At 42.6% G+C, this 22,429-nt stretch carries 24 protein-coding genes and 1 other annotated feature; of the genes, 2 read left to right on the forward strand and 22 right to left on the reverse strand.

Annotation, left to right across the window (positions count from 1 at the left end; translation table 11 throughout):
* Positions 1 to 3 precede the first annotated feature (3 nt).
* The 12 genes from HMPREF9088_RS03445 to HMPREF9088_RS03500 all read right to left on the reverse strand — a co-directional run bounded on the left by HMPREF9088_RS03445 (position 4) and on the right by HMPREF9088_RS03500 (position 11,818).
* Complete coding sequence (locus tag HMPREF9088_RS03445; RefSeq protein WP_040366332.1) at positions 4 to 468, reverse strand: CtsR family transcriptional regulator; 465 nt, start codon at positions 466 to 468, stop codon at positions 4 to 6.
* 243 nt (positions 469 to 711) lie between these two features.
* Positions 712 to 2,853, reverse strand: coding sequence for a Stk1 family PASTA domain-containing Ser/Thr kinase (pknB, locus tag HMPREF9088_RS03450; RefSeq protein WP_040366335.1), 2,142 nt, complete (start codon positions 2,851 to 2,853; stop codon positions 712 to 714).
* Positions 2,846 to 3,589: a Stp1/IreP family PP2C-type Ser/Thr phosphatase gene (locus tag HMPREF9088_RS03455; protein WP_040366336.1), complete on the reverse strand. Its 744-nt coding sequence runs from the start codon at positions 3,587 to 3,589 to the stop codon at positions 2,846 to 2,848. Before HMPREF9088_RS03455 ends, pknB begins: the two co-directional genes overlap by 8 nt.
* A gap of 13 nt (positions 3,590 to 3,602) precedes the next feature.
* Positions 3,603 to 4,952: a 16S rRNA (cytosine(967)-C(5))-methyltransferase RsmB gene (rsmB, locus tag HMPREF9088_RS03460; protein WP_007207748.1), complete on the reverse strand. Its 1,350-nt coding sequence runs from the start codon at positions 4,950 to 4,952 to the stop codon at positions 3,603 to 3,605.
* Positions 4,945 to 5,889: a methionyl-tRNA formyltransferase gene (fmt, locus tag HMPREF9088_RS03465; protein ID WP_040366339.1), complete on the reverse strand. Its 945-nt coding sequence runs from the start codon at positions 5,887 to 5,889 to the stop codon at positions 4,945 to 4,947. Before fmt ends, rsmB begins: the two co-directional genes overlap by 8 nt.
* Positions 5,882 to 6,373 (reverse strand): peptide deformylase, encoded by a 492-nt coding sequence (def, locus tag HMPREF9088_RS03470; RefSeq protein ID WP_007207750.1) that lies wholly within the window; start codon positions 6,371 to 6,373, stop codon positions 5,882 to 5,884. The genes fmt and def overlap by 8 nt, the downstream gene beginning before the upstream one ends.
* 14 nt (positions 6,374 to 6,387) lie before the next feature.
* A complete protein-coding gene (priA, locus tag HMPREF9088_RS03475) occupies positions 6,388 to 8,787 on the reverse strand; it encodes a primosomal protein N' (protein WP_007207751.1) in 2,400 nt (799 codons plus the stop codon).
* 134 nt (positions 8,788 to 8,921) lie between these two features.
* A complete protein-coding gene (gene rpoZ, locus HMPREF9088_RS03480) occupies positions 8,922 to 9,227 on the reverse strand; it encodes a DNA-directed RNA polymerase subunit omega (protein WP_007207752.1) in 306 nt (101 codons plus the stop codon).
* A gap of 4 nt (positions 9,228 to 9,231) precedes the next feature.
* Entirely contained in the window at positions 9,232 to 9,846 is a 615-nt protein-coding gene (gmk, locus tag HMPREF9088_RS03485) for a guanylate kinase (protein ID WP_007207753.1), read from the reverse strand.
* Between the two features lie 134 nt (positions 9,847 to 9,980).
* Positions 9,981 to 10,853: a YicC/YloC family endoribonuclease gene (locus tag HMPREF9088_RS03490; protein WP_007207755.1), complete on the reverse strand. Its 873-nt coding sequence runs from the start codon at positions 10,851 to 10,853 to the stop codon at positions 9,981 to 9,983.
* Positions 10,854 to 10,865: 12 nt separating this feature from the next.
* Positions 10,866 to 11,084 (reverse strand): YdbC family protein, encoded by a 219-nt coding sequence (locus HMPREF9088_RS03495; protein ID WP_040366341.1) that lies wholly within the window; start codon positions 11,082 to 11,084, stop codon positions 10,866 to 10,868.
* Between the two features lie 23 nt (positions 11,085 to 11,107).
* On the reverse strand, positions 11,108 to 11,818 hold the full coding sequence (locus tag HMPREF9088_RS03500) for a class A sortase (protein ID WP_007207757.1): 711 nt from the start codon (positions 11,816 to 11,818) through the stop codon (positions 11,108 to 11,110).
* A gap of 161 nt (positions 11,819 to 11,979) precedes the next feature.
* On the opposite strand from HMPREF9088_RS03500, the gene HMPREF9088_RS03505 reads away from it, so the two are divergent.
* Positions 11,980 to 12,741, forward strand: a complete 762-nt coding sequence (locus HMPREF9088_RS03505; RefSeq protein WP_007207758.1) for a hypothetical protein — start codon at positions 11,980 to 11,982, stop codon at positions 12,739 to 12,741.
* A gap of 55 nt (positions 12,742 to 12,796) precedes the next feature.
* Here HMPREF9088_RS03505 and HMPREF9088_RS03510 read toward each other — a convergent pair whose 3' ends face one another.
* The 7 genes from HMPREF9088_RS03510 to HMPREF9088_RS03535 form a co-directional block, all read right to left on the reverse strand.
* Positions 12,797 to 13,477, reverse strand: a complete 681-nt coding sequence (locus tag HMPREF9088_RS03510; RefSeq protein WP_007207759.1) for a serine hydrolase — start codon at positions 13,475 to 13,477, stop codon at positions 12,797 to 12,799.
* A gap of 14 nt (positions 13,478 to 13,491) precedes the next feature.
* The gene (locus HMPREF9088_RS11400) at positions 13,492 to 13,803 is read right to left on the reverse strand and encodes a hypothetical protein (RefSeq protein ID WP_007207760.1); all 312 of its coding nucleotides are present in this window, start codon (positions 13,801 to 13,803) and stop codon (positions 13,492 to 13,494) included.
* 21 nt (positions 13,804 to 13,824) lie between these two features.
* Positions 13,825 to 14,382, reverse strand: coding sequence for a DNA-3-methyladenine glycosylase I (locus HMPREF9088_RS03515; RefSeq protein ID WP_040366343.1), 558 nt, complete (start codon positions 14,380 to 14,382; stop codon positions 13,825 to 13,827).
* A gap of 169 nt (positions 14,383 to 14,551) precedes the next feature.
* The gene (locus HMPREF9088_RS03520) at positions 14,552 to 15,889 is read right to left on the reverse strand and encodes an FAD-binding oxidoreductase (protein ID WP_007207762.1); all 1,338 of its coding nucleotides are present in this window, start codon (positions 15,887 to 15,889) and stop codon (positions 14,552 to 14,554) included.
* A 15-nt stretch (positions 15,890 to 15,904) separates the two neighbouring features.
* Positions 15,905 to 16,564, reverse strand: coding sequence for a methionine ABC transporter permease (locus HMPREF9088_RS03525; RefSeq protein WP_007207763.1), 660 nt, complete (start codon positions 16,562 to 16,564; stop codon positions 15,905 to 15,907).
* A gap of 2 nt (positions 16,565 to 16,566) precedes the next feature.
* On the reverse strand, positions 16,567 to 17,595 hold the full coding sequence (locus tag HMPREF9088_RS03530; RefSeq protein WP_007207764.1) for a methionine ABC transporter ATP-binding protein: 1,029 nt from the start codon (positions 17,593 to 17,595) through the stop codon (positions 16,567 to 16,569).
* Between the two features lie 2 nt (positions 17,596 to 17,597).
* Positions 17,598 to 18,443 carry a MetQ/NlpA family ABC transporter substrate-binding protein gene (locus HMPREF9088_RS03535; protein ID WP_040367204.1) on the reverse strand — a complete coding sequence of 282 codons (846 nt, stop codon included), beginning with the start codon at positions 18,441 to 18,443 and terminating at the stop codon, positions 17,598 to 17,600.
* Between the two features lie 65 nt (positions 18,444 to 18,508).
* Positions 18,509 to 18,748 (reverse strand) — a binding site (T-box leader).
* Between the two features lie 184 nt (positions 18,749 to 18,932).
* Here HMPREF9088_RS03535 and HMPREF9088_RS03540 point away from each other — a divergent pair.
* Positions 18,933 to 19,346 carry a hypothetical protein gene (locus HMPREF9088_RS03540; protein ID WP_007207767.1) on the forward strand — a complete coding sequence of 138 codons (414 nt, stop codon included), beginning with the start codon at positions 18,933 to 18,935 and terminating at the stop codon, positions 19,344 to 19,346.
* Positions 19,347 to 19,363: 17 nt separating this feature from the next.
* Here HMPREF9088_RS03540 and HMPREF9088_RS03545 read toward each other — a convergent pair whose 3' ends face one another.
* The 3 genes from HMPREF9088_RS03545 to HMPREF9088_RS03555 all read right to left on the reverse strand — a co-directional run bounded on the left by HMPREF9088_RS03545 (position 19,364) and on the right by HMPREF9088_RS03555 (position 22,367).
* Positions 19,364 to 21,058 (reverse strand): oleate hydratase, encoded by a 1,695-nt coding sequence (locus tag HMPREF9088_RS03545; RefSeq protein WP_007207768.1) that lies wholly within the window; start codon positions 21,056 to 21,058, stop codon positions 19,364 to 19,366.
* Between the two features lie 24 nt (positions 21,059 to 21,082).
* On the reverse strand, positions 21,083 to 21,214 hold the full coding sequence (locus HMPREF9088_RS03550) for a methanol dehydrogenase (protein WP_081457059.1): 132 nt from the start codon (positions 21,212 to 21,214) through the stop codon (positions 21,083 to 21,085).
* Positions 21,215 to 21,386: 172 nt separating this feature from the next.
* Positions 21,387 to 22,367, reverse strand: coding sequence for a ribose-phosphate diphosphokinase (locus HMPREF9088_RS03555; RefSeq protein ID WP_007207770.1), 981 nt, complete (start codon positions 22,365 to 22,367; stop codon positions 21,387 to 21,389).
* Between the last annotated feature and the right edge of the window lie 62 nt (positions 22,368 to 22,429).

The following is a 22,429-nucleotide window of genomic DNA, read 5'->3' on the forward strand; positions in this document are numbered from 1 at the left end:
TAGTCACTTCCTATCTTCATAACTCAAACGTTCCAATATAGCACGCATTAGAGACGCACGAATTTGATCTTCTTCAGCAATAGTTAACACACTTTTGGCAATTGTCGTTAACAACAAATGCCCTTCTCGCTCTGTTATAATTTCTTCTTCATACAACTTTTGAATAATCGCAATGGCATCCTTTTCGGTCAACTCATCGCCAAACAATCGCTTGACATGCTCCAAAAACTGATGACAACTGCTCATGCGAACCTTCTCAATGCGAATGTAGCCACCGCCACCTCGCTTACTTTCGACACTATAGCCGCGGGTGATGGTAAAGCGAGTATTAATGACATAGTTAATTTGTGAGGGAACGCAATGAAACAAACTAGCCATCTCGGCCCGTCGGATTTCAATGATTTCACTCTCTTCTAAAATCTGCTTAATATAGGCTTCGATTAAATCAGAGGTATTTTGTTGCGCCATGAATTCGTTCCTCCCTTGACTAATACTGACCTTAATTATACCCAATTTTTTTCTCATTGGAAAGAAGAAGGCTTATCGCCTGTGAGAATTTGTTGTTTGTTCACTATACATCGATTTGTAAAAAGAAACAACTTTCTGCTTTGCCTCTTGTTGTAGAAAAAGACCAGAAGAGCCAAAAGTTTGAGAAACAACTTCTAGCTTTTCTGGTCTTATACTTGTAGCTGAACAAGTTATTTCAGCCTTTTATGGAATGGTAATTTGTTTTGCTTGATCGACTTGCTGGCTGACAACTTGCGTATTATTTCTCGTAATCGTGATTGTTGCTTTGTTATCACCACTAACGGTAATTGCAATCGCTTGAGTATAGTCATCAGAATCTTTGGTCAATGTCACTTCATTGACTTGACCAGTCGGATCGTCTGCCCCACTGATAGAGACTTTGATTACTTGCGTGTCCGCGCCATCTTTATCAAAAGCCGCAGTTAAATTAACAGTGAATGTCTTTTTCTCAGGCTCTTTGCCTTTAGATAAGACAACGGCGATTGCTGTTCCTTTTTTGACTTCTTGATTCGTCTGATCATTACTTATGACAGATCCTTCTTTGACAGTATCGCTGTATTCTTCTGTCGTCGTCATGGTCAGGCCAAGATCACTTAAAGCTTTGGTTGCTTCGGCTTTCGTTTTACCAGTTAGGTCAGGAACTGTCACTTTTTCAATCCCACTACTAACAACAAGTGTCACAGTTGTTTCTCCTGGGATGGCTTGTTGTCCACTATTTGGACTTTGAGCAATGACATCCCCTTTATCTTGATCACTGTATTGGTAGGTGATATCTGGACTGGTAATGCCGATATCCGCTAGTGATTGAACGGCTAGACTACTCGTCATACCGACAAGGTTAGGAACCGTCACCGGCTCTTTTCCTTTACTTACGACAAAGGCGATCTTCGCTTCACTTGGTACGACTTTGTCATCTGTTGCAGGTGTTTGCGAGATGATTTTGCCACTGTCTACCTCATCGCTATATTCTTCCGTAGATGTAATATTCGCTTCGACAAACCCGAGGGCAATGAGTGCTTTTTTCGCATCTGCAACGGTCTGATCCGTATAATCTTGCATGTCTACGGTATCTTTCCCAGTGGATATGTATAAGGTTACCCGGCTATTTTTTTTCACTTCTGTACCTATTTGCGGGTCAGTCCTTACAACGTTCCCTTTTTTTACTTCATCGCTAGAAACTTCTTTGGTTGTATTCCGAACATTTAAGCCTGCATTGGTCAGCTTTTCGACAGCAGCTGTTTGGCTAAGATTACTCACATCAGGTATGGTCACTTCTTGGCGCCCACTTGCATAGACCCAATACCCACCAGCTGTTAGCACAATCAATAAGACAATCAAAGGAAGAATCCACCAACGACGCTTGGGTTTCTTTTTGGTCGGCTGCTCCTCTACGACATCTTCGGGAACACTAGGTGCTTCTGGTACGACTTCTTCGATTGGTTCGATGGCGCGAGTTTCATCCAAAATCGGGACTGGTGACCATTTTGCTTCTTGGGCCCGATTGGCATCTAGTGACGTATACAAATCTGCTTGCATCTCTTCTGTCGTCTTGTAGCGATTGATTGGATCTTTCGCTGTCGCCTTTAACACAACATTCTCTAATGCTTGAGGGACTTGTTGACTATAAATATGAATATCTGGCAATTCATCCTGGAAATGCTTCAGCGCAATCGTAACTGCTGATTCACCATCAAATGGTACCCGTCCGGTAATCATCTCATAAAGAATGATTCCCATCGCATAAATATCTGATTGATTGGTCGCCATGCTTCCACGTGCTTGTTCAGGTGAAAGATAATGCACCGAGCCTAGCATCGAGTTCGTCTGGGTAATCGACGTCTCAGAGAGCGCAATGGCAATCCCAAAATCAGTGATTTTAACGACGCCTTCTTCGTTAATCAAAATATTTTGTGGCTTTAAATCACGATGGATAATGCGATGATGATGGGCTAAGGACATCGCTGATAAAATCTGATCCATAATATCGACAACTTTGTCATAGGCAATCGGATACTGTGTTTGGATATACCGTTTTAGATCCATTCCTTTGACGTATTCCATCACCAAATATTGTTGGCCGTCTTCTTCTCCAACATCATATACAGAGACGATATTCGGATGGACGAGCTCAGTAGCAGCCAGCGCTTCACGCTGAAAGCGGCGAATGGCTGCTTGATCATTTTGGAAGTCATAGCGTAAGACTTTGACCGCTACTTCGCGATCCAAAATCAAGTCGCGGGCTAAAAAGACATTTGCCATCCCACCACTACCGATATTGCCAATAATTAAGTAGCGGTCATTAATTTTTTTACCGATATCAAGCAATGACTTCACCTCCATAATGCAATAAGAGTGCCGTGATATTGTCTAGGCCACCGTATTCATTGGCACGGTCAATTAAGGCTTGCAACGCCGCGGGCATTGAGGGGCTTTCTTCAATAATCTGCGCCATTTCACCTTCTGTCACCATGTTTGTTAACCCATCTGAACACAACAATAAATAATCATCTTCTTGATAAAAATGGTTGGCCACATCAACCTCTAAGGTATTGGGCATGCCAATCGAGCGTGTCAGAACATTTTTACGTGGGTGGTTTACGGCCATCTCAGGTGAGATTTCTCCTGATTTGACTAGCTCATTCACTAGAGAGTGATCTTCTGTCAACTGAATCAATTGTCCTTCGCGCAACAAATAAATACGACTATCACCTACATAGGCAATAATAAATTGATCAGCTATACTTACGACAGCTACAATCGTTGTTCCCATGCCATTTAATTCGGCCCGTGACTCACCCAATTCTTTGATGACTTGATTCTCATCTTGGATGGTCTGAATTAACCATTTTGCAACTTCTTCACCGGTATCTACTTCTGCTTCTTGCCATTTTTTGCCAATGTCTTCGACTGTTTGCATACTTGCGACATCTCCGGCTTGGTGTCCACCCATCCCATCTGCCAATAATGCTAAAAGATAGCCTTGACGATTGTAATAGACTTGAGCGTAATCTTGGTTCGTATGCCGCTTTTGGCCAACATCACTTAAAAAACAGACTTCCATTCTTGTCACCTCGTTACTTCTTTTGTAAACAACTAATAAAGAATCCATCCGTATGGAATGCTTGCGGATAAATCGTTAACATATGATCTTTGATTGCTCCACGCACACTCTCTGATACGACGGGTTCGACCAATTCAAATTCTGGATGCTTCGCTAAGAAAGCAGCCACTACTTGCTCATTCTCTTCTTCCATGATTGTACACGTACTATAGACCATTCGTCCACCTGATTTCAAAGTGGGCGCAACACTTTCAAGGATACTTAATTGAATCTTAGGTAAATTGGTAAAATCTTGTGGTGTTTTCTGGTATTTGATATCTGGTTTGCGTCGAATTAAGCCAATACCCGAGCAAGGGGCATCGACTAAAATACGGTCGAATGTCTCCGGGGCAAATACTTCAGACACCTTGCGAGCATCTAATTGCTGCGCATGAACGACCGTTTCGACATGCAAGCGCATAGCATTTTCTTCAATCAAGGCTACTTTATGTGGATGAATATCTAAGGCACGTACTTCGCCACCCTTTTCAGCATCTAAGTAAGTCGCTATATGGGTCGTCTTGCCTCCCGGAGCAGCACAGGCATCTAAGACTTTATCTCCTGGTTCGATCGCTAGCATGGGAGCCACTAGCATAGAGCTTTCATCTTGGATTGTTAGCTGGCCGCGTGTAAATAATTCGCTACCGGCTAAAAAGCCTTTTTCTCCAACTAGACCAACTGGTGAAATCGCACTTGGCTGTGCCGTAATGCCTTCTGCAGCTAATGAGTCGAGCGCTTCTTGCATGGTGCAAACACGCGTATCGACACGCGCACTGACATGGCTTGGCTTCATCAAGGACGCGCCTAGCTCTGCTGTCGCTTCTAGGCCAATTTGTTTGACCAACGCTTGTACAAGCCACATCGGCAAACTATACGTGATGGATACACGTTCCATTGGCTCAGCAATTTGCTCCACATCTCGCACGCCGACTCGTTGCAATTGACGTAAGACACCATTTACAAATTGACCGACACCTACATTGCCGCGGTATTTGGCAATTTCTACTGCTTCATTAAAAATCGCATGACTAGGGACTTTATCCAGAAAATGCAGCTGATAGACCGACATACGCAATAAGACCTTGACCCATCTGTCGACTTTCTTCGCCTTTTTTAAAAACGGTGCTAAGTAATAATCCAAGCGCAACTGGTTACCGATTGTCCCATAGACGAGCTCTGTCAACAAGCGTGCGTCTTTTTCATTTAATTGTGTCGTGGCAATCGCCTCTTTAATGGCTAGATTGGAATACGCTCCACCTTTATCGACTCGTTCCAATAGGGTGAAAGCGATATAACGTACGGTCTTAGTGACTGTTTTACTCACCTAATCGTTCACCTACCTGTACACTTTGGCCACTGCCATTCAAGAAGCTAGCAATTGTTTGTTCGCCTTTACCTGCTGGTTTTAAGCGTAATAGATGAAGCACCGTGCCCTCGCCACAAGCAATCGCCAAAATGGTTTTGGTTTTTTCGATAATTGTTCCCGGCGTTGCCGTTGTTTTTTTCACTTGTGGTTGCACGTCTACAATTTTCCAGCGCGCTCCTTCGTACGTCGTAAAGGCGACTGGCCATGGACGCATGCCCCGCACTTGGCAGTCAATTTGATGGGCTGTTTTTTGCCAATCAATCGCCTCTTGTTCGCGAGTAATATTTGGTGAAAAAGTCACTTCTTCCTCATTTTGAGGGATTGGTTGCAATGCACCAGATAATAATGTTGGCAAGGTGCGTAACAACAACTCTTTGCCCAATAAACTTAATTTATCAAACATCGTGCCGACATCATCGGTTGAGGTAATTGGTAAGCTTTCTTGTGCGTAGATTCCACCAGCATCCATCTTTTTGATCATTTCCATGATGGTGACACCCGTTTCTTGTTCACCTTCAATAATGGCATAATGAACCGGTGCACCACCGCGATATTTGGGTAGCAATGACGCATGGACGTTGATGGCGCCGTGGGTAGGAGCTTGTAGCAAGCGCTCTGGTAAAAATTGCCCATAAGCGGCCGTCACCAACAAATCAGGCGCCAGCGCAATCAGCTGCTCGAGTTCTTGTGAGCCGGAGAGTTTTTCTGGTTGCAAGACCGGAATACCTAGCTTAAGTGCGGCTTCCTTGACTGGTGTCGGTTGCACGATTTTCTTGCGGCCAACTGGTCGGTCAGGTTGGGTCACTACTGCTACTATTTCGGAACCTTGTTCACTTAATCCTTCTAAAATAGGGACTGAAAACGCCGGTGTGCCCATAAAGATTAGTTTAGTCATGTTCATGCTCCTCATAATAGTTTTCAAGTTCTTCTTCTGGAATGGCTTCTAGTACTTTATCTGTAAACAATACCCCATTCAAATGATCAATCTCATGTTGGATGGCACGGGCTAAATACCCATAAGCCGTCACTTCCATCTCATCGCCTTCACGGTCATAATAACGCACCGTAATTTCTTCTGCTCGTTCTACTGTACCAAAGACGTGCGGAATACTTAAGCAGCCTTCTACAAAGACACTCTTGCCTTTGCGATCAATAATTTGAGGATTAATTAAGTCAAACCGATCATTTTCATCGACCTCAACCACCGCCATCTGCAAATTTTTGCCAATCTGCGGTGCTGCTATTCCCACACCATCATGGGCCAGCATCGTCTCATACATATCATCTAATAAGTAAACTAACTCATCGGTCAGCTCTTGAATTTCTTGGTTTGGCTTTCTCAGTTGTTCATCTGGTTGAATAATAATTGGGTATCGCATGGTGCGCTCCTTTTTTAAATAAACGAAAGTGGTTCTTTATCAATCGAAAGAAACAATCCATTTCTTTGGTCGACTTGGCTACGTTCCAATAATTCTTTCAGATAGCTAGCCAGCTGAGGCTCTCGTTTGTATTTGATGATAATTTGATAGTAGTAGCGGTTTTTGATGCGCATAATCGCATGTGGTGTAGGGCCGAGAATTTTGGCTTGTGGACTAAGCACCTGCTCGACTTCTCGAAAGACCTGGTACATCTTGCGTGCTGCTGGTTCTTCTTGTTCATGACTGGCGACAATCTTGACTGTAAAATAATACGGCGGATAGTCACTCTGATGACGAAGATGCATCTCTTTTTGATAAAATGCTTCATAATTTTGCTGCTGCGATAAGACAATCGCGTGATGCTCAGGGTTAAACGTCTGGATAATTACTTCTCCTGGCTTTTGCGCTCTTCCCGCACGACCACTGACTTGGGTCAATAGCTGAAACGTCCGCTCACTTGCACGAAAATCAGGTAAATTCAACGATGTATCGGCATTTAATACGCCGACTAGCGTAATATCTGGAAAGTCCAATCCTTTGGCAATCATTTGCGTACCTAATAAAATCGAAGCTTTCTTTTCCGAAAACGCTCGTAAAATTCGCTCGTGCGCGCCTTTTTTCCGCGTCGTATCGACATCCATTCTTAAAACAGAGGCCTCGGGGAATAATTGGAGTAGCTCTTCTTGTACTTTTTGTGTACCGGTCCCGTAGTAGCGTATCTTGTCACTGCCACAGCTAGGGCATTGATGCGGGATGCGCTCTTCATGCCCACAGTAATGGCAACGCATTGTTTTGGTATCCATATGCAAAGTTAACGAGATGTCACAGTTTGGACAAGGTAAGACAAAGCCACAATCACGACACATAACAAACGATGAATACCCTCTACGATTTAGCATCAAGACGACTTGTTCTTCTTTCTCGAGACGGTCGTGAATCTTTTCTTGTAAGACGCGTGAGAAAGTGGTCGTATCTTTGCGTATGATTTCTTGTTTCATATCTATAATGGCGACACTTGGTAGGAGTGCGTTGGGATTGCCTCGTTGACTTAATTGTAAAAAGTGATAGACATCTTTTTGCGCACGGGCCCGTGACTCTAAAGACGGCGTAGCACTTCCTAAGATGACTGGACAGTGATGGTACTTGCTGCGCCAAAGAGCCAAATCTCGCGCATGGTAGCGCGGTGTTTCTTCTTGCTTGTAGCTAGACTCATGCTCTTCATCGACAACAATCAAGCCGATATCTTCTAATGGCGCAAACACCGCCGATCTAGCACCGACGACGACTTGGGCTTCTTTGCGTTCGATTTTGCGCCACTCGTCATACTTTTCTCCTTGCGAGAGACCGCTATGTAAGACTGCAACAGCTTCGCCAAAACGACCTTTGAAGCGCTCGACCATTTGAGGTGTCAAGGCAATTTCGGGTACGAGCATCATCGCCGTTTTGCCTTTTTTTAAGACACTGGCGATCGCTTGCAAATACACTTCTGTTTTCCCGCTACCTGTAATGCCTTCAAGTAAAAACGTTTGACTCTGACCTTCCGCTTGCTCGCACGCTTTGAGCGCAGCTTCTTGCTCAGCATTTAATTGTAAAGGGGAAGAGGGCGCAAATGAACGATTGGCATAAGGATCACGGTAGCGCTCTTCTTCCTCTATTCGTAACCACCCCTCTTTGGCTGCCTGATTGATCACAGCACGAGAGATTCCTTCATCTAGATACTCTTGCAACTTACGCTTAGGCACTTGCGTCAAGCGCTCCAGTAGCTGCACTTTTCGGGTGGCACCTTTACGAATAGACTGGACAAATTGTTGGTAATTCTCTGCCGTAACGGTCGAATACACCATCTTTATGGCTTGTACGCGGTTTTGTTTTTTAACCAAATACTGGATATCAAGTATGCCGGCTTGTCGTAATTTTTGGATGGCCGCGATGCCCATTTGTTGGATGGCTTCTTCATACGGCACCACTCCTTGCGCAAAGAACTCTTGCCACTCTTTTGGCAATGCACTAGGCACAAGCACTTGGATTTGCTTGTCGTATTTAGCCTTTAGCACACTCGGTAACATGGTCTGTAGACAAGTAATTTTAAATGAAAATGTCTCTTCTTTCATATAATCAGCTAGCGCCAATAATTCTTGGTTCAAGACTGGTGTGACGTCAAGGGGTCGGATGAGTTCTTTTAATTCATGTTCTGACTCTTGTAGCTGAGTGAGCTCGACCACAAAGCCTTGGATATGTCGATTGCCATTGCCAAACGGTACTTCGACCCGCATGCCTGGCTCAATCACCGTAAGCATTTCTTCTGGAATCAAATAAGAAAACGGCTGATCGGTTTGCATTGTTGGTACATCGACAATGACTTGCGCAATATTCATTTCCTTATCCCTCCTTGCTTACTCGCAGCTTTATTTTACTAGAAAATACTCAGTTTGTCTGTAACACAACCCAAGGACACGATGCGACAAAAAAAGAATGGACAGAGTATGATTGCTCACTCTGCCCCCACCTGTTATAGTTTTTGTTCTTGTTTGATGCGCTTTTCTAAGTCTTTTTGCTCTAGCTCTTTTTTGGCTTTTTGTTCTTCAGCTTCTAATTTCAAGCGTGCTCGTTTAACTTCTGGATGAGGATCAACGACAACTGTCTCTGCATCAATCTCTTCTAGTGCTTGCCCGACACTTTTTACAGAATCAAATTTTTCTAAGGTCGCTTGGGCGCCAGCATCTAATTCATGCGCGCGCTTGCTCGCTAAGATAACTAATGAATACTTTGAGTTCACTTGATTTAACAGTGAATCAATGGAAGGTTTTAACATCATACTCTTACAACTCCTCTAACATTTTTCTATATTTACCAATGACTCGATTGACCCGAAAATGCTCTGTGGCGATGATTTCTTTCACACGCTTCACAGCTTTAGGGACTTCATCATTTACAACCGCATAATCATACAACGCCATCATTTCAATCTCTTCTCGTGCCACACGCATGCGCTCATCAATGACTTCCATCGCATCTGTTCCACGTCCAACAATCCGTGAGCGTAACTCGCTCAAGTCTGGGGGTGTTAAAAAGATAAAGACACCATCTGGCACTTTTTCTTTTACTTGCTTTGCACCTTGGACTTCAATCTCTAAAAAGACGTCCTTGCCTTCATCTAGCGTCTTTTGTACATAAGACAAAGGAGTACCGTAATAATTACCGACATACTCTGCATACTCTAGCATCTCACCTGTGGCAATCAATTCCTCAAACTCTTCTCGTGAGCGGAAATAATAATCGACACCTTCCGTTTCGCCATCCCGCATCTTACGCGTTGTCATCGAAATCGAATATTGAAAATCATTGTCCTCGCTATCAAAGATGGCCTTTCTTACTGTACCTTTGCCAACTCCTGATGGTCCAGACAAAACAATTAATAACCCTCGTTCAGTCATAACGACGCCCTCTCAATAAAAAAATCTACTTAACGTCTATTGTGCACTTTTTTTGTGAAAGTTTCAAGTTTATCTTGAAAATAGCATTAAAAAGAACAATTTTTTCTTTATTCCTGCGTTGGATCAGCCACGCCTTATTCGACATTTTGGACTTGCTCGCGCATCTTTTCAATAATGGTTTTTAATTGGACGACAGCATTTTTAATCACCATCGCTGTCGATTTTGAGCCAATGGTATTGACTTCTCGGTTCATTTCTTGAATCAAAAAGTCTAGTTCACGTCCCACCGGCTCGGTCTTCTCTAGTAATTGCTCTAGCTTCACAAGATGCACCGTAAGCCGGTCCAATTCTTCATGAATGTCCCCACGCTCAATCAATACGGCAATTTCTGTCAGTAAGCGTGCTTCATCGACTTCATTCAGATAGTCGCTGATTTTTTTCCTCAAGCGCTCTTGATACTCTTGCTCATACGTCTGATAAAACCCTTTTAACTCGGCTAATGTCGCATTCAGTGCAACCTGTTGTTCTGATAAAACATTCTTTAATAGTTGTCCTTCTTGCAAGCGACTAGCTACGACTGCTTGTAAAGCCTGCTCAAAAGTCGCTAACACATCGGGCACAAAACCAGACAATGCTTGCTCTTGCAACGTAAAAAATTGCTCCTGCACCAAAAGTGATTGGATTAATGGCTCTTTGGCAAGCACTACGCTAAAACGTATTTGACTCTCAGCTTCTACTTCATTGACAATTGCTGTAATTGTATCCCAGTCTATCCGCACTTCTTTGGCTCTTGGCACAAGATCAGTGAGCGTCACAAAGACTTCCACACGCCCTCTTGTCAGGTAGGTAGTCAGTACTTTTCTTAGCAAATGCTCTGATTCATTCAGTACTCGTGGCATGCGAAATTGCGTATCTAAAAAACGTTGATTGACTGTCTTTATTTCAATATCAATCTGCACTTGGCCCGTCTGTACTTGTGCTTTGCCAAATCCGGTCATACTTTTCATGATTCACCCTCATTACATAGTTGTGAGTATTTTTTTCAGTTCTGCTAATTCTTCATTGGCTAGTGTGATGCCTTTGCCCATCTTTTCATGGTTCGGGGCCCAATCACGTAAATCAAACTTCGGCGGCCGACCATTCCAACTGACCAAATTCAATTCCTTTTGCCATCCTTTTGCGTTGGTTGACACCACGCCGATTTCTTCTACAATTTCATAACGAAATTCATCTGCCATTTTGCTCACTCCCACTCATTTGATTAATACGTTTTTTGCGCCATTTCAAAAGCAGCTAACATGTCTTTCGTTGCGTCAGCGATCGCAGTCGTTGCTTCTAATTCACCTTGGACGACAATGCGCGTCTCACCCGTCAACTCTCCACAAGTAATCAATGTGACAATCTTTTTATTCGGAACGTCATCAAGGACTTCGACTTGTGTTGGTTGAATCCGAGCCTTTCGATAGACTCGATAGGTATAGATTGTTTTCAAATCCGTTAAGTAAACGACTGCACCTGTCTCTACTTGATCCAATGAGGTGAATAATAAGTCTTGGCGATCCGTCCGATGACTAGCCAACGCATAATTCCCCTCACCCATTTGCTGTGACGGACTAAACGTGCCCGCTCCATAGAGAAGCGCTTCATTGGAGACACCTTTAAAAATTGGTAAATCAATCGAGACACTCGGAATCGCCACGCCTCCAATGACGGGCAAGGCTTTATTCGATAGCTGTGCCTCTAAGACCGCTTGCGTGCTGATGGGTTGGACCGCATCAAAATCAAAGGAAGCCTCTTTTTTTTCGTTCTTTTCAATGGTCGCTTGGGAAACGTTAGTCAACTCATACTGAGCAGTACGTTGCGCCATAAAAAACGAGCGAATTTGATTATTAAATACTAATGCTAAACCGATGAGCAGTAACAAAAGCAATGCTAGATTCACCAGCCAATTTTTGATGCGCCCCAGTTTCATAATCAGTCACCTCTTGTTCATGATACCATGCTTATGACAAAAAAGTAAGATTACAAAGATTGCTGAAACAAGTGAACTGTTGTAACCTAATTTTAACGAACAAACTGAGGATTTTGTTGTAAAATAAACTAAGGATAGTACGCAATGAAAGGGGAAGACGAATGGATCAAACAGTATATGTTCACATTGATACAACCAGTAACGTCGTGGTTACACGTGGCATCAATGCAAAAGATTTCCACTTAGGTGTCGTCCACCCCCCAAAGAACTTATTACTGCTTAATCCTGCAACGGAATACGGCGATTATGAGACACATACTGGCCTGAAGATTATTCGCGGTGCCGGTGCGGTCGATCGTTACGCGCGATTGGTTACCAAAGGGCGCATGAATGAGGAAAATAAATGGATTGATTTCACTGACGTATCCATGCTAAAAGAGCTGTCTCCTCTTGAAATTTCGGAGCTGCTTTATTTTGGCCACATGCGCAATCACCTCCACTCACCTTTTTTCTATAAATTGCAAAATAATTTTGTTTACTTCGATTTGCCACACGACGTCGCTCGGGTGTATTACCGTTATTTGGATGAGTTTTATCATATTTTAGCCGGTCGCATCAAGCAGTTAGCCATCGCGCGCATGAATGAGAAGCGTTCATTCTTTAAGCGCGCGACAACTCTGGATAATTTGCCTGTTGATTTATTAAAGAATTTAAGAGAGCCGATGAAAGAGGGGATGATTTTTTGTTTTCATCAGCTCACACAAGATTCGAAAGTATTGTGCATCCCCCTTTTCATTGCTGAAGAAGAGCTTGCAGCCTCGCCCACCATTGCAAGCGACATGACTATTGGTAGATTATGCTATCATTTTGACACGCATACTTGGTCATTGGATTTAGAAGAAGAGAACTTATTATTCATTTAAAAAAAACCAGAACGTCCAAAAGTTTGAGATACAACTTTTGGACGTTCTGGTTTTTTTACTTATCTGATGAGGAAAGCACACTGTTTGTCTGCTCTGTCAGAGCTTCAATCAAGGTTTGCCCCTCTTCAAACGTTGTATTTTCTTTCGTCAAGATAGCAATCAAATACGACTCGTCATCGCCTAATTCGACCTTCCCGATGCTATTAACCATCCAGCCGTCCTCATCTTGTAACCAACCATTCTTCAAATAATAATTGGTCGCTCCTTGACTAATACACCAAGCTTGATCTGCCGAGATAGTATTCATTAATGACTGCAAATAGTCTTGGCTATTCGTCGTTAAGTAGTCCGCTGTCCCAAAAATTGTCGACAGAAGCTTAATTTGATCTTCGGCTGTGGTCTGTGTGTAGCCCCAGGCATCTGCATTGGCCGTTGTGTCATTCATATCTAATGCTTGATACGTTGACGATAGACTACTATAGCCGCCCAAATCATTGGTTAATAACGATGTGGCTGCATCGTTGTCACTATTTTCAATCATAGCCGTCAGCAAATTAGCTTGTGTCGTCGATAGCGTTGTTTGCGTAGTGCCATTATTATGTAAGAGTTGCGCTGCAATACTGACTTTAACAATACTTGCCGTAGAAAAGGTACTGTCAGTCGTCGTATAAGAAACCTCTTGTCCATCAGCATTTAAGATGGCAATTGAATATTGACTCGTATACTCTTGGCCCACAGACTGCCATGCTGCTAGTAATTGTTTCTTAAGAGCAGCTTTTTTGGCTGCTTTTTTTTTTCTGCTGCTGATCCACTAGTTGTTGTCGTTTCATTGTTCGTAAATAAATCAGACAGTGTCGAAGAAACCACCGTCGTGCTCTTGACTGTCACACCGATCAAGCTAAGAAGCAATCCTAGGAAAAAGATATGTCGCAAACGCTTCTTTGACTGCTTCCATAAAAACCAACTAATCATTGCTAACACTAGTAAGACAGGAATCAGCCAGTGCTGTGTATCACTAGTTGTAAAAATCGACCCCAGCAAAACTTCTCCTATCTTATTCATTCGTATCCCTCACTTCCATGGCTATTCTAGCCGTTTCATTTTACAGAGATTCTCATGGTCATCTACTAACCCGACAGCTTGCATGAAAGCATAAACTGTTTTGGCACCAACAAATTGAAATCCCTTTGCTTTTAACTCTTGGCTAATCACGTTTGACAGCTCCGTCTCAGCTGGAATCGCTCGTGCATCCTCAATATCATGGATGATTGGTGTTTGCTTTACAAATGACCAAATATACTGATCAAACGAACCGTAACTAGCTTGAATGGCTAATACCAATCGAGCATTATGACGGATGGCTTCTATTTTTTTACGATAGCGAATCACCGCTGGATCGTGCATCATTTTCTGTATATCTGCCAGTTGCATCAAAGCAACTTTTTCTATCCGCCAGTCAAAGAAACTCGTCGTTAAGGCCGCTCTTTTTTTAAGTACGATGGCCCAGCTCAAGCCAGCTTGAAAGATTTCAAGTGATAAGGCCTCAAATAATTTTTGATCCTCGTGTACCGGTCTTCCCCATTCTTCATCATGATAGGCCCGTAGTTGTTCTGACCCTTGTGCCCATTTGCAACAATCCATTATCCTCGCTCCCTTCATTTTTGAAAGGATACCAGACAATCACTTATAGGTGAATTAAAAGCTTTTTTTCTTAAATAAACCATAAAAAGACCATCCGAAAGTTGAAAAAATAACTTCCAAATGGTCTGGTCTTTTTAAGCTGAAGACTTCTTTCTCAGCCTCTTCTATCTTATTTATCCGTGATATCAAATATTTTACCTGGATTTAGGCGATTTTGTGGATCCAACGCTTGCTTAAGTTGGCGCATGACTTGTAATTTAACAGGGTCGATTGCCTCTTTAAAGTACGGCTTTTTCAATAAACCAATCCCGTGCTCAGCAGAAGGAAGCCCTCCTCGCTTGGCCACTTCTTGATAAATTTGGTGTAAAACCACCGCCAAGCGCTCTTCCCATTCTTCTTGGGGTAAGCCTTCTCGTAACAAACAAATGTGAATGTTGCCATCGCCTGCATGACCAAAGAAGACTGCCCGTAAATTGGACTGCAGGCATACAACTCTTAGACGTTTAATTGTAGCAGTAATTTGATTAATCGGCACGACCACATCCAATGGCTCTTGCTGAGTCACATGCTCGATACCGGCACCGATTGCACCACGCAAACGCCAGATGCGCTGTGCTTGCTCTTCTCTTAATGGTTGAAACGATTGCTTCTTCATTTTCGCACTCGCATCACTTAGTTGCGTCAATTGTTGCGCGACACTTTCTTCATCTGAGCCATCAAGTGTCAACAATAAGAAACACTCGCCCTCAATTTCAAGAAAGTCTTCGGCTAGAAATCGTTCCGCATATCGAATGGCCTCTCGATCAAAAAACTCCAATGCTGCTGGCTGCAAAGAAGAACCTAGAATTTGATAAACAACTGGTGCCAAATCATCCAACTGTTCAAAGCCAATGACGACACTCACCTTGGCTGCTGGTTTTGGTCGCAATTTTAGTCCTAATTCAGTAATGACTCCTAGTGTACCTTCCGAGCCAATAAATAAATCCTTCAAGTCATAACCAGAACTATCTTTGTTGTTTAGACTGCCGACTGCTAGCTTGCTGCCATCTGCAAGAAAAACCACCATGCTCCGAATATTCTCACGCGTGACACCATACTTCACGGCACGCATCCCGCCAGCATTAGTCGCTGCTGTCCCACCAATTGTGGCTTGCTTGGATCCAGGGTCGGGCGCATAAAAATAAGGCGTTGGCTCAAGATAGTCTTGAATCTCGGCCAAGGTCACACCCGACTGGACATGTAGCGTCAGCGTCTCTTCATCTAATGCCAAGATGTTGCGATAGTGTTCAAGTGACAACAACCATTCACCTGTCTGCGGGAAGGTCGCACCCGTCAACCCAGTAGAAGCACCGACTGTAATGACGGATTGTTTTTGAGCAGCTGCTTGCTTTAAATAGTCAGCAATCGCTGCTTCCGTCTCAGGGAAGGCAATCTTTGCCGCTCTTCCTTTTTCACCAGTCACACGATGCGTAATATATTTTTCTGGCACAGTATGTGTATCATTCATACCGAATCTATCTCCTTATTTGGTAAAATAGCGAGCAATCCAATCGCCCAACCATTGAATAATCTGAACAATAATCACTAAAATAATAATAACCACAACTAAGACCATCGTCTCGTATCGATTGTAACCATATTGGATAGCCAAATCACCAATCCCACCTGCACCAATCGTACCGACCATCGCCGAATACCCAAGTAAACTAACAATCGTCAAGACAATGCCGCGTACCAAAGATGGCAAACTTTCTGGGATGATGACATTGGTAATAATCAACCAAGTAGACGCACCTTGTGCCACACTCGCTTCTAAGACACCATGGTCGATTTCTGCAAAGGAGCTCTCTGCCACCCTAGCAAAAAAAGGAATCGCCGCAATCGACAGCGCAACCGCTCCGCCCATTGGTGTATAGGGATCCCCCAAAAGCAACGCCAACAAAGGCAACAAGGTCACCAATAAAATCAAAAATGGCAATGACCGCAAAGCGTTGACCAAAAAGCCGACAACTTTATGCAACCACTCATGCTTATGAAACAAGGCATTGTTGGCTAAAAAAAGAATCAAGCCGACTAACCCGCCCAATACAACCCCGATGATTGTCGAAATACTCACCATCTTAAACGTATCCCACAAAGCTTGCGGTAAATACTGCTGCAAAATTTCTGTCGTTGAATCCATCTCTACCCCTCCTTCACCACGCGCAATGAGGAAACTTGTTCTTGCATCGAATGAATCGCTTCTTGAACGGCTCCTGGCGTTCCTGTGACATAGACAAGCAAAATACCAATCGCTTGTTCTTTAATGTATTCGATTTTGCCATGAATAATGCCAATCGACACAGGATAGTTTTTTGAAATGGTCGAAATCAATGGATCTAACGTATGATTGCCTTGATAGCGTAACTCCACAATTATTCCTTTTGAAAGAGAGTGACTTAATTCATCAGGAATCGCTAAGTCAAAGTAACGGCCAACTAAACGCTTCGTGACAGATTCTTTTGGATTGGCAAACACGTCATAGGTAAGCCCTTCTTCAACGACGCGGCCATCTTCCATTACGGCCATCCGATCAAACAAGCGATGCGCGACTTCTAGCTCATGCGTGATAAAGACAATCGTAATGCCCAGCTCACGGTTGATTTTGGCTAATAACTTCAAAATTTCTTCCGTCGTCTCGACGTCCAATGCACTCGTTGCTTCATCGCACAGCAAAATTTCCGGATTGTTAATGATTGCTCTGGCAATACCGACCCGCTGCTTTTGGCCGCCTGACAAGTTATTAGGATAGTCATGGTACTTATCTTGTAAATCGACCAGTTGCAAGACTTCCTTCACTCGCGCTTCTCGCTGCTCTTTTGGGTAGTTGGCAGCTTTTAAGGCAAATGTCAGGTTTTGTGCGATGGTTCGATTACTAATCAAATTAAAATGCTGAAAAATCATCCCGACTTTCTTACGAACATCGCGAATAGCCGCTCCTTTTAGGCTAGTAATATCTTGCCCATCAATCAAGATACGACCCGCTGTCGGACGTTGCAATAAGTTCAACGTCCGAATCAGCGTACTCTTCCCTGCACCGCTTAAACCTACAATGCCGTAAATTTCACCGGCTTCAATCGTTAGCGTGACATCTTGGACTGCAGCAATTTCTTTTTTTTGCTTTTTAAATGCGACCGACACCGCTTGTAATTCAATTTTTGCTTGGTTTGTCATTCTTATTCACTCCAAAAGGCTGGTTTGTCAAAATCTTTAAAGTCTGATTTTGCAATGGCATCCTTAAATTCTTGGCTTTCTAATACTTCTTTGACCGCTTTGGCGAAATCAGAGTCGATTTCATCTGTTTGAACGACAAAGACGTTTTTGTAGTTTTCTTTTAATTTTTCTAGAGCTAGTGCATCAGCTGGATCTAAATCGGCAGCCCATGAATAATTTCCTGGGACTAAAGCAATGTCTACCGTATCCATTGAACGAACCAATTGTGCAGCATCCAAGGTTTTAAACGTTAGGTTTTTTGGATTTGTCGCGATGTCATCAACTGTTGCTTTGGTTTCATCAATATCGCCTTTCAAAGTAATCAAGTTGTTCGCAGCTAATAACTGCAAAGTACGAGCTAGATTTGATGCGTCATTGGCAATGGCAACTGTCGCACCATCTTCTAAATCATCTAAGCTTTTTAATTTCTTCGAATAAATCCCCATCCCTAGTGTTGGGACTTCTTCAACGACTGATAATTTCAAGTCATTATCTGCAGCGAATTTTTCCAAATACGATGTATGTTGGAATAAGTCGGCATCAATTTGTCCACTCGCCAAGGCTTTATTTGGTTGAACATAATCATTAAATAATTTGGTTGTTAATTTAAAGCCTTTTTTCTCTAATAGTGGGCTGATAACTTTTGTTGCCATGTCGCCATAAGGTCCAGGTGCCACACCGACCACTTTTGTCACTACTTTGTCTGAGTCACTCGTACTCGTTGCTTCTTTGCTTCCTCCACATGCAGCTAACGTCACCGTTGCTGCTAATCCTAAAGCGATTGCTCCCAATTTCTTAAACCGTTTCATTTCCAAAAACCCCTCTCTTTTTTCAATAAAAAAAGCCCCCATCCTTTTTCTCCATTCATCTGAAGAAAAAGGACGAGAGCGTTATGCTTCGTGTGACCACCTTTGTTCGTCGAATCCTTACGAACTCAACCTCTACCAGTACCATCATACTGTGTTGCGCTAACGAGCAACGACCGTTGAATGCTTGCTGTGCTCACATCCAAATGCTTCAAGACCATCTTCCAATTAGTTCAGCTATCTCTTTTCACCAAAACGAGACTCTCTAAAAACCAAAAAAATTGTACTCTTCTTTTCACCGCATTTTTTTATTGATTGATTGTAAATATAGCCACATTTGCGACATTTGTCAAGAAAGAATGAAAAAATTTTCTGATAATTCGTCACCGCCATCCCATCTGAAAATTCATTATCCTCTTGTGAAAAGATGGTCATTTGCTAGAAGCTGTGCTACACTTCAAATAACGAGTTTTTTTTAAGGGAGTTTTTGCTATGCGTTTTGAAAAACTAGAGGGAATCTTCTATCTTTTATTTGCTTGTGCACTGTTTTTGCCATCGGTCGTCTTTATCATTCATCATCTAGCTCAGCATGCATGGTCGAGTCTGCTTTTGCCAATTTTTTTCGTGTTTTTAGCGGTGACACTAGCTTGCTATGCCGCCTCACGATGGCTACATGTCCGACAAAAAAAGACCTATACCAAAATCTATCGAGCCTATCTTTTAGTACAGCTAGGGACATTTAGTTATTTGGTAGCGGTGGGGATCTATTTTTCAATCCATCATCTGCATTTTTTGGCAACTGTAAGTGTTGGCATTGGCAGTATTGCCTCGCTCTTTTCTTTGATTGCTCTATACTTTTTAAAAAAAGATATGAAACAAACGACCGCCTATTATCTGAATAGATAATAAACGGTCGTTTTTATTTATTGAAATAGTTTCTTCGCTGCTTTAGCCAAGGTCTTCAAGTCTTTGTCATAGCGCGGATTTTTTACTAATTTAGACATTGGAATCCCCGCAAAATGGAAGGCCGCAATTTCACCTGAGCGCACAGCACTTTGTTCCGTGAAAATCATTTGATACGGTTGTTCAACAAATTCTCCTGTAAAGGCTAAATTGGTCGAATGTGCAGGAATCACTGTTGGTCGATCGGATTTGGCACGATTATTAAACAACGCGGAAGCATAAGGCATATAGACTGGAATATTGTTAATCACACTGTCCATGATTGCTTCTGCTTTTTCGCGAATATTGACCGGACCTGGATCCACTTTAGCTAATTGTCCAAGGAGTTCTTCTAACATTTCCTTGCCGGTCATTTCAATATAGGGTTTGTCGACAAATTCTCCTCTTCTACGTGGATACAAAAAATAGCCCCAGATAACTGTTTCATTTGGTTTTTGTGTCGTAAAGTGCGGTTGGTGATGCACCACGATCGACATCGTGACATCTTTTTGATTTAACGGCGTGATTGGGGTGGTCGAGACAAAGGAATTCAAGGCATTGCCTGGTTCTTGTGTCGTAATGCGGGTAATTTCATTTAGAAGCAAATGATTTTTTGTCGTTAGAGTAAAGCTGACCCATTCGCTTGCATCGCGGTCGGCAAAGAATTTATCCGGATTTCCTAGATTGTAAAACCGTTCCGTCGCCTTTTTCCATAAGCCAGAAGCTGCACCATAGTCCATATTTTCTGCAGCAGGCGTGTCAAAATCACCCAATGTAGCTGAGTCAGTAATTGAACCATTAGTAAAAATGACGGCTGTATCTTGATCGACAGGTACATACTCTTTTTCTTCCGTATCTGTATGAATCATATGCAGGCCAGTAACGGTAATTTCATCTTGCATCGGTGTGTCTTTGAATGTCCAATCAACCACCCGACGATTTAGTACAATCTGACAGCCTTGTTGCTTTAAGTACTGAATTAATGGCAACATTATGCTTTCGTATTGATTGTAGCGCGTACGATTGACACCAACTAAATGCTCGATTTGAGTAAATTCATAAATCATTTGATGCATATATCTTCTTAACTCTTGGGCGGAACTCTTTGTCCGAAATGCAAAGGTTGTTTCCCACATAAACCAAAAGTTCGATTCAAAAAAAGCAGTACTATCAGCAAAATATTCAGCAATTGTCACGTTATCTAGTTTTTCTTCTTCTGAATCAGGCATCATAATTAGTTTGGTCAAACGCATCCGACTCTTTGTATCCAAGCCCAAATGACCACCATCAATGATTCCTTTGCCTCCTTCCATCAGACGAGCCTTATCAAAGGTCGGGTGTTTGCTATCAAAGTCACGCGTATCTTCGGCTGCAGTCATGCCTGGTTCTGTGACAGAAGGGATGCGATCAAGCAAGTCCATTAAATCGACGTACGTCCGATAATTAAGCATTCTTCCACCACGAGCCAGATAGCCTTTTTGATTGTCCATGGGATGATTTTTATTCCAATATTCATCGGTCACAGTTTCAGTGGGTGCTCCGTCGTTTGAACCATGATCATCTAAAGAATAAAAGGTGATATCTTTCCCTTGCCAATGACCTTCTTGAATCAAGTATACTGCGGCAGCCATATTGGCTAGACCTGCTCCAATCATGATTGCTTTTTTCTTTTGCATCTTCTTTTCCTCCTCTTAGTCAAATTAGCGTGTTGAATCAAAGGCATCGTACAAGTGAGCATCATCTTCAAAAAAGCCAGTCTTTTTAGCTAAATAAAATGTGCCTATCGCTATTAGAGCGACACCTAGCGCAAGACAGTTCGTTCCTTTTTTCATCATTGTCACTTCCTTTTTTTATCAGTTTTACTACCTCCATACTATTCTTCAATTCCCTTTTGTTCAAATAATTGTCGACTACTTTTGAATTTTTTTAGACAGTTTACTAAAAATGTCCAAAAAAAGAACCGTCAAAAACGATTACTTCGTTCTTGATGGTTCCCTTTATGGCTTAACCTTTTAAAGGCAATTTTGATTCGAAAAGTGGACTTACTGGCTTGTTCTCATGAATTCGCTTGATTGCCTCTGCTACTAATTCACCGACGCTTACTTCGTCAATTTTGGCAATTTTACGATCTTCTGGCAGATTGATAGAGTCTGTAACAACTAAGCGCTCAATTGCTGAATCTGAAATTCGTTGCAAGGCTGGTCCTGATAATACTGGATGCGTACAAGATGCATACACAGTCTTAGCACCCGCTTCTTTCAAGGCATTCGCAGCAAGGGTAATCGTACCCGCTGTATCGATAATGTCATCAATTAGCACACAGATTTTGCCATCAACGCGACCGATGATATTCATCACTTCTGCCACGTTTGCTTTTGGACGACGCTTGTCGATAATCGCAATTGGGGCTTTTAGAAATTCAGCTAACTTACGTGCGCGTGTCACACCACCGTGGTCTGGTGATACAACGACAACATCATCGCCTTTAATGTCGTGTTCTAAGAAGTAGTTGGCAATTAATGGCGCACCCATCAAATGGTCAACTGGAATATCAAAGAATCCTTGAATTTGAGCCGCATGTAGATCCAATGTTACCATCCTAGTAGCACCAGCTTTTTGAATCATATTGGCTACTAATTTTGCAGTAATTGGTTCACGAGACCGAGCTTTACGGTCTTGTCGCGCGTATCCGTAATAAGGCATCACAACATTGATTGTCTTCGCACTTGCACGTTTCAACGCATCAATCATAATTAACAACTCCATTAAGTTGTCATTTACGGGGCTACTTGTCGATTGAATGATGTATACATGCGCGCCGCGAATACTTTCTTCAATATTTACTTGGATTTCGCCATCACTAAACTGCTTCACCGAACATTTTCCTAACTCAACACCGACAGCTGCTGCAATTTTTTCCGCTAGGGGACGATTGGAATTTAAGGCAAAAATCTTTAACCTTGGATCAAAATACTGATTTGACATGAGAACCTCCACTTTCTATCTCTTCAACTAGAACAACTAGCACTATCTTACTAACAAATAGT

Source organism: Enterococcus italicus DSM 15952, from assembly GCF_000185365.1.
Lineage (GTDB): Bacteria > Bacillota > Bacilli > Lactobacillales > Enterococcaceae > Enterococcus_G > Enterococcus_G italicus.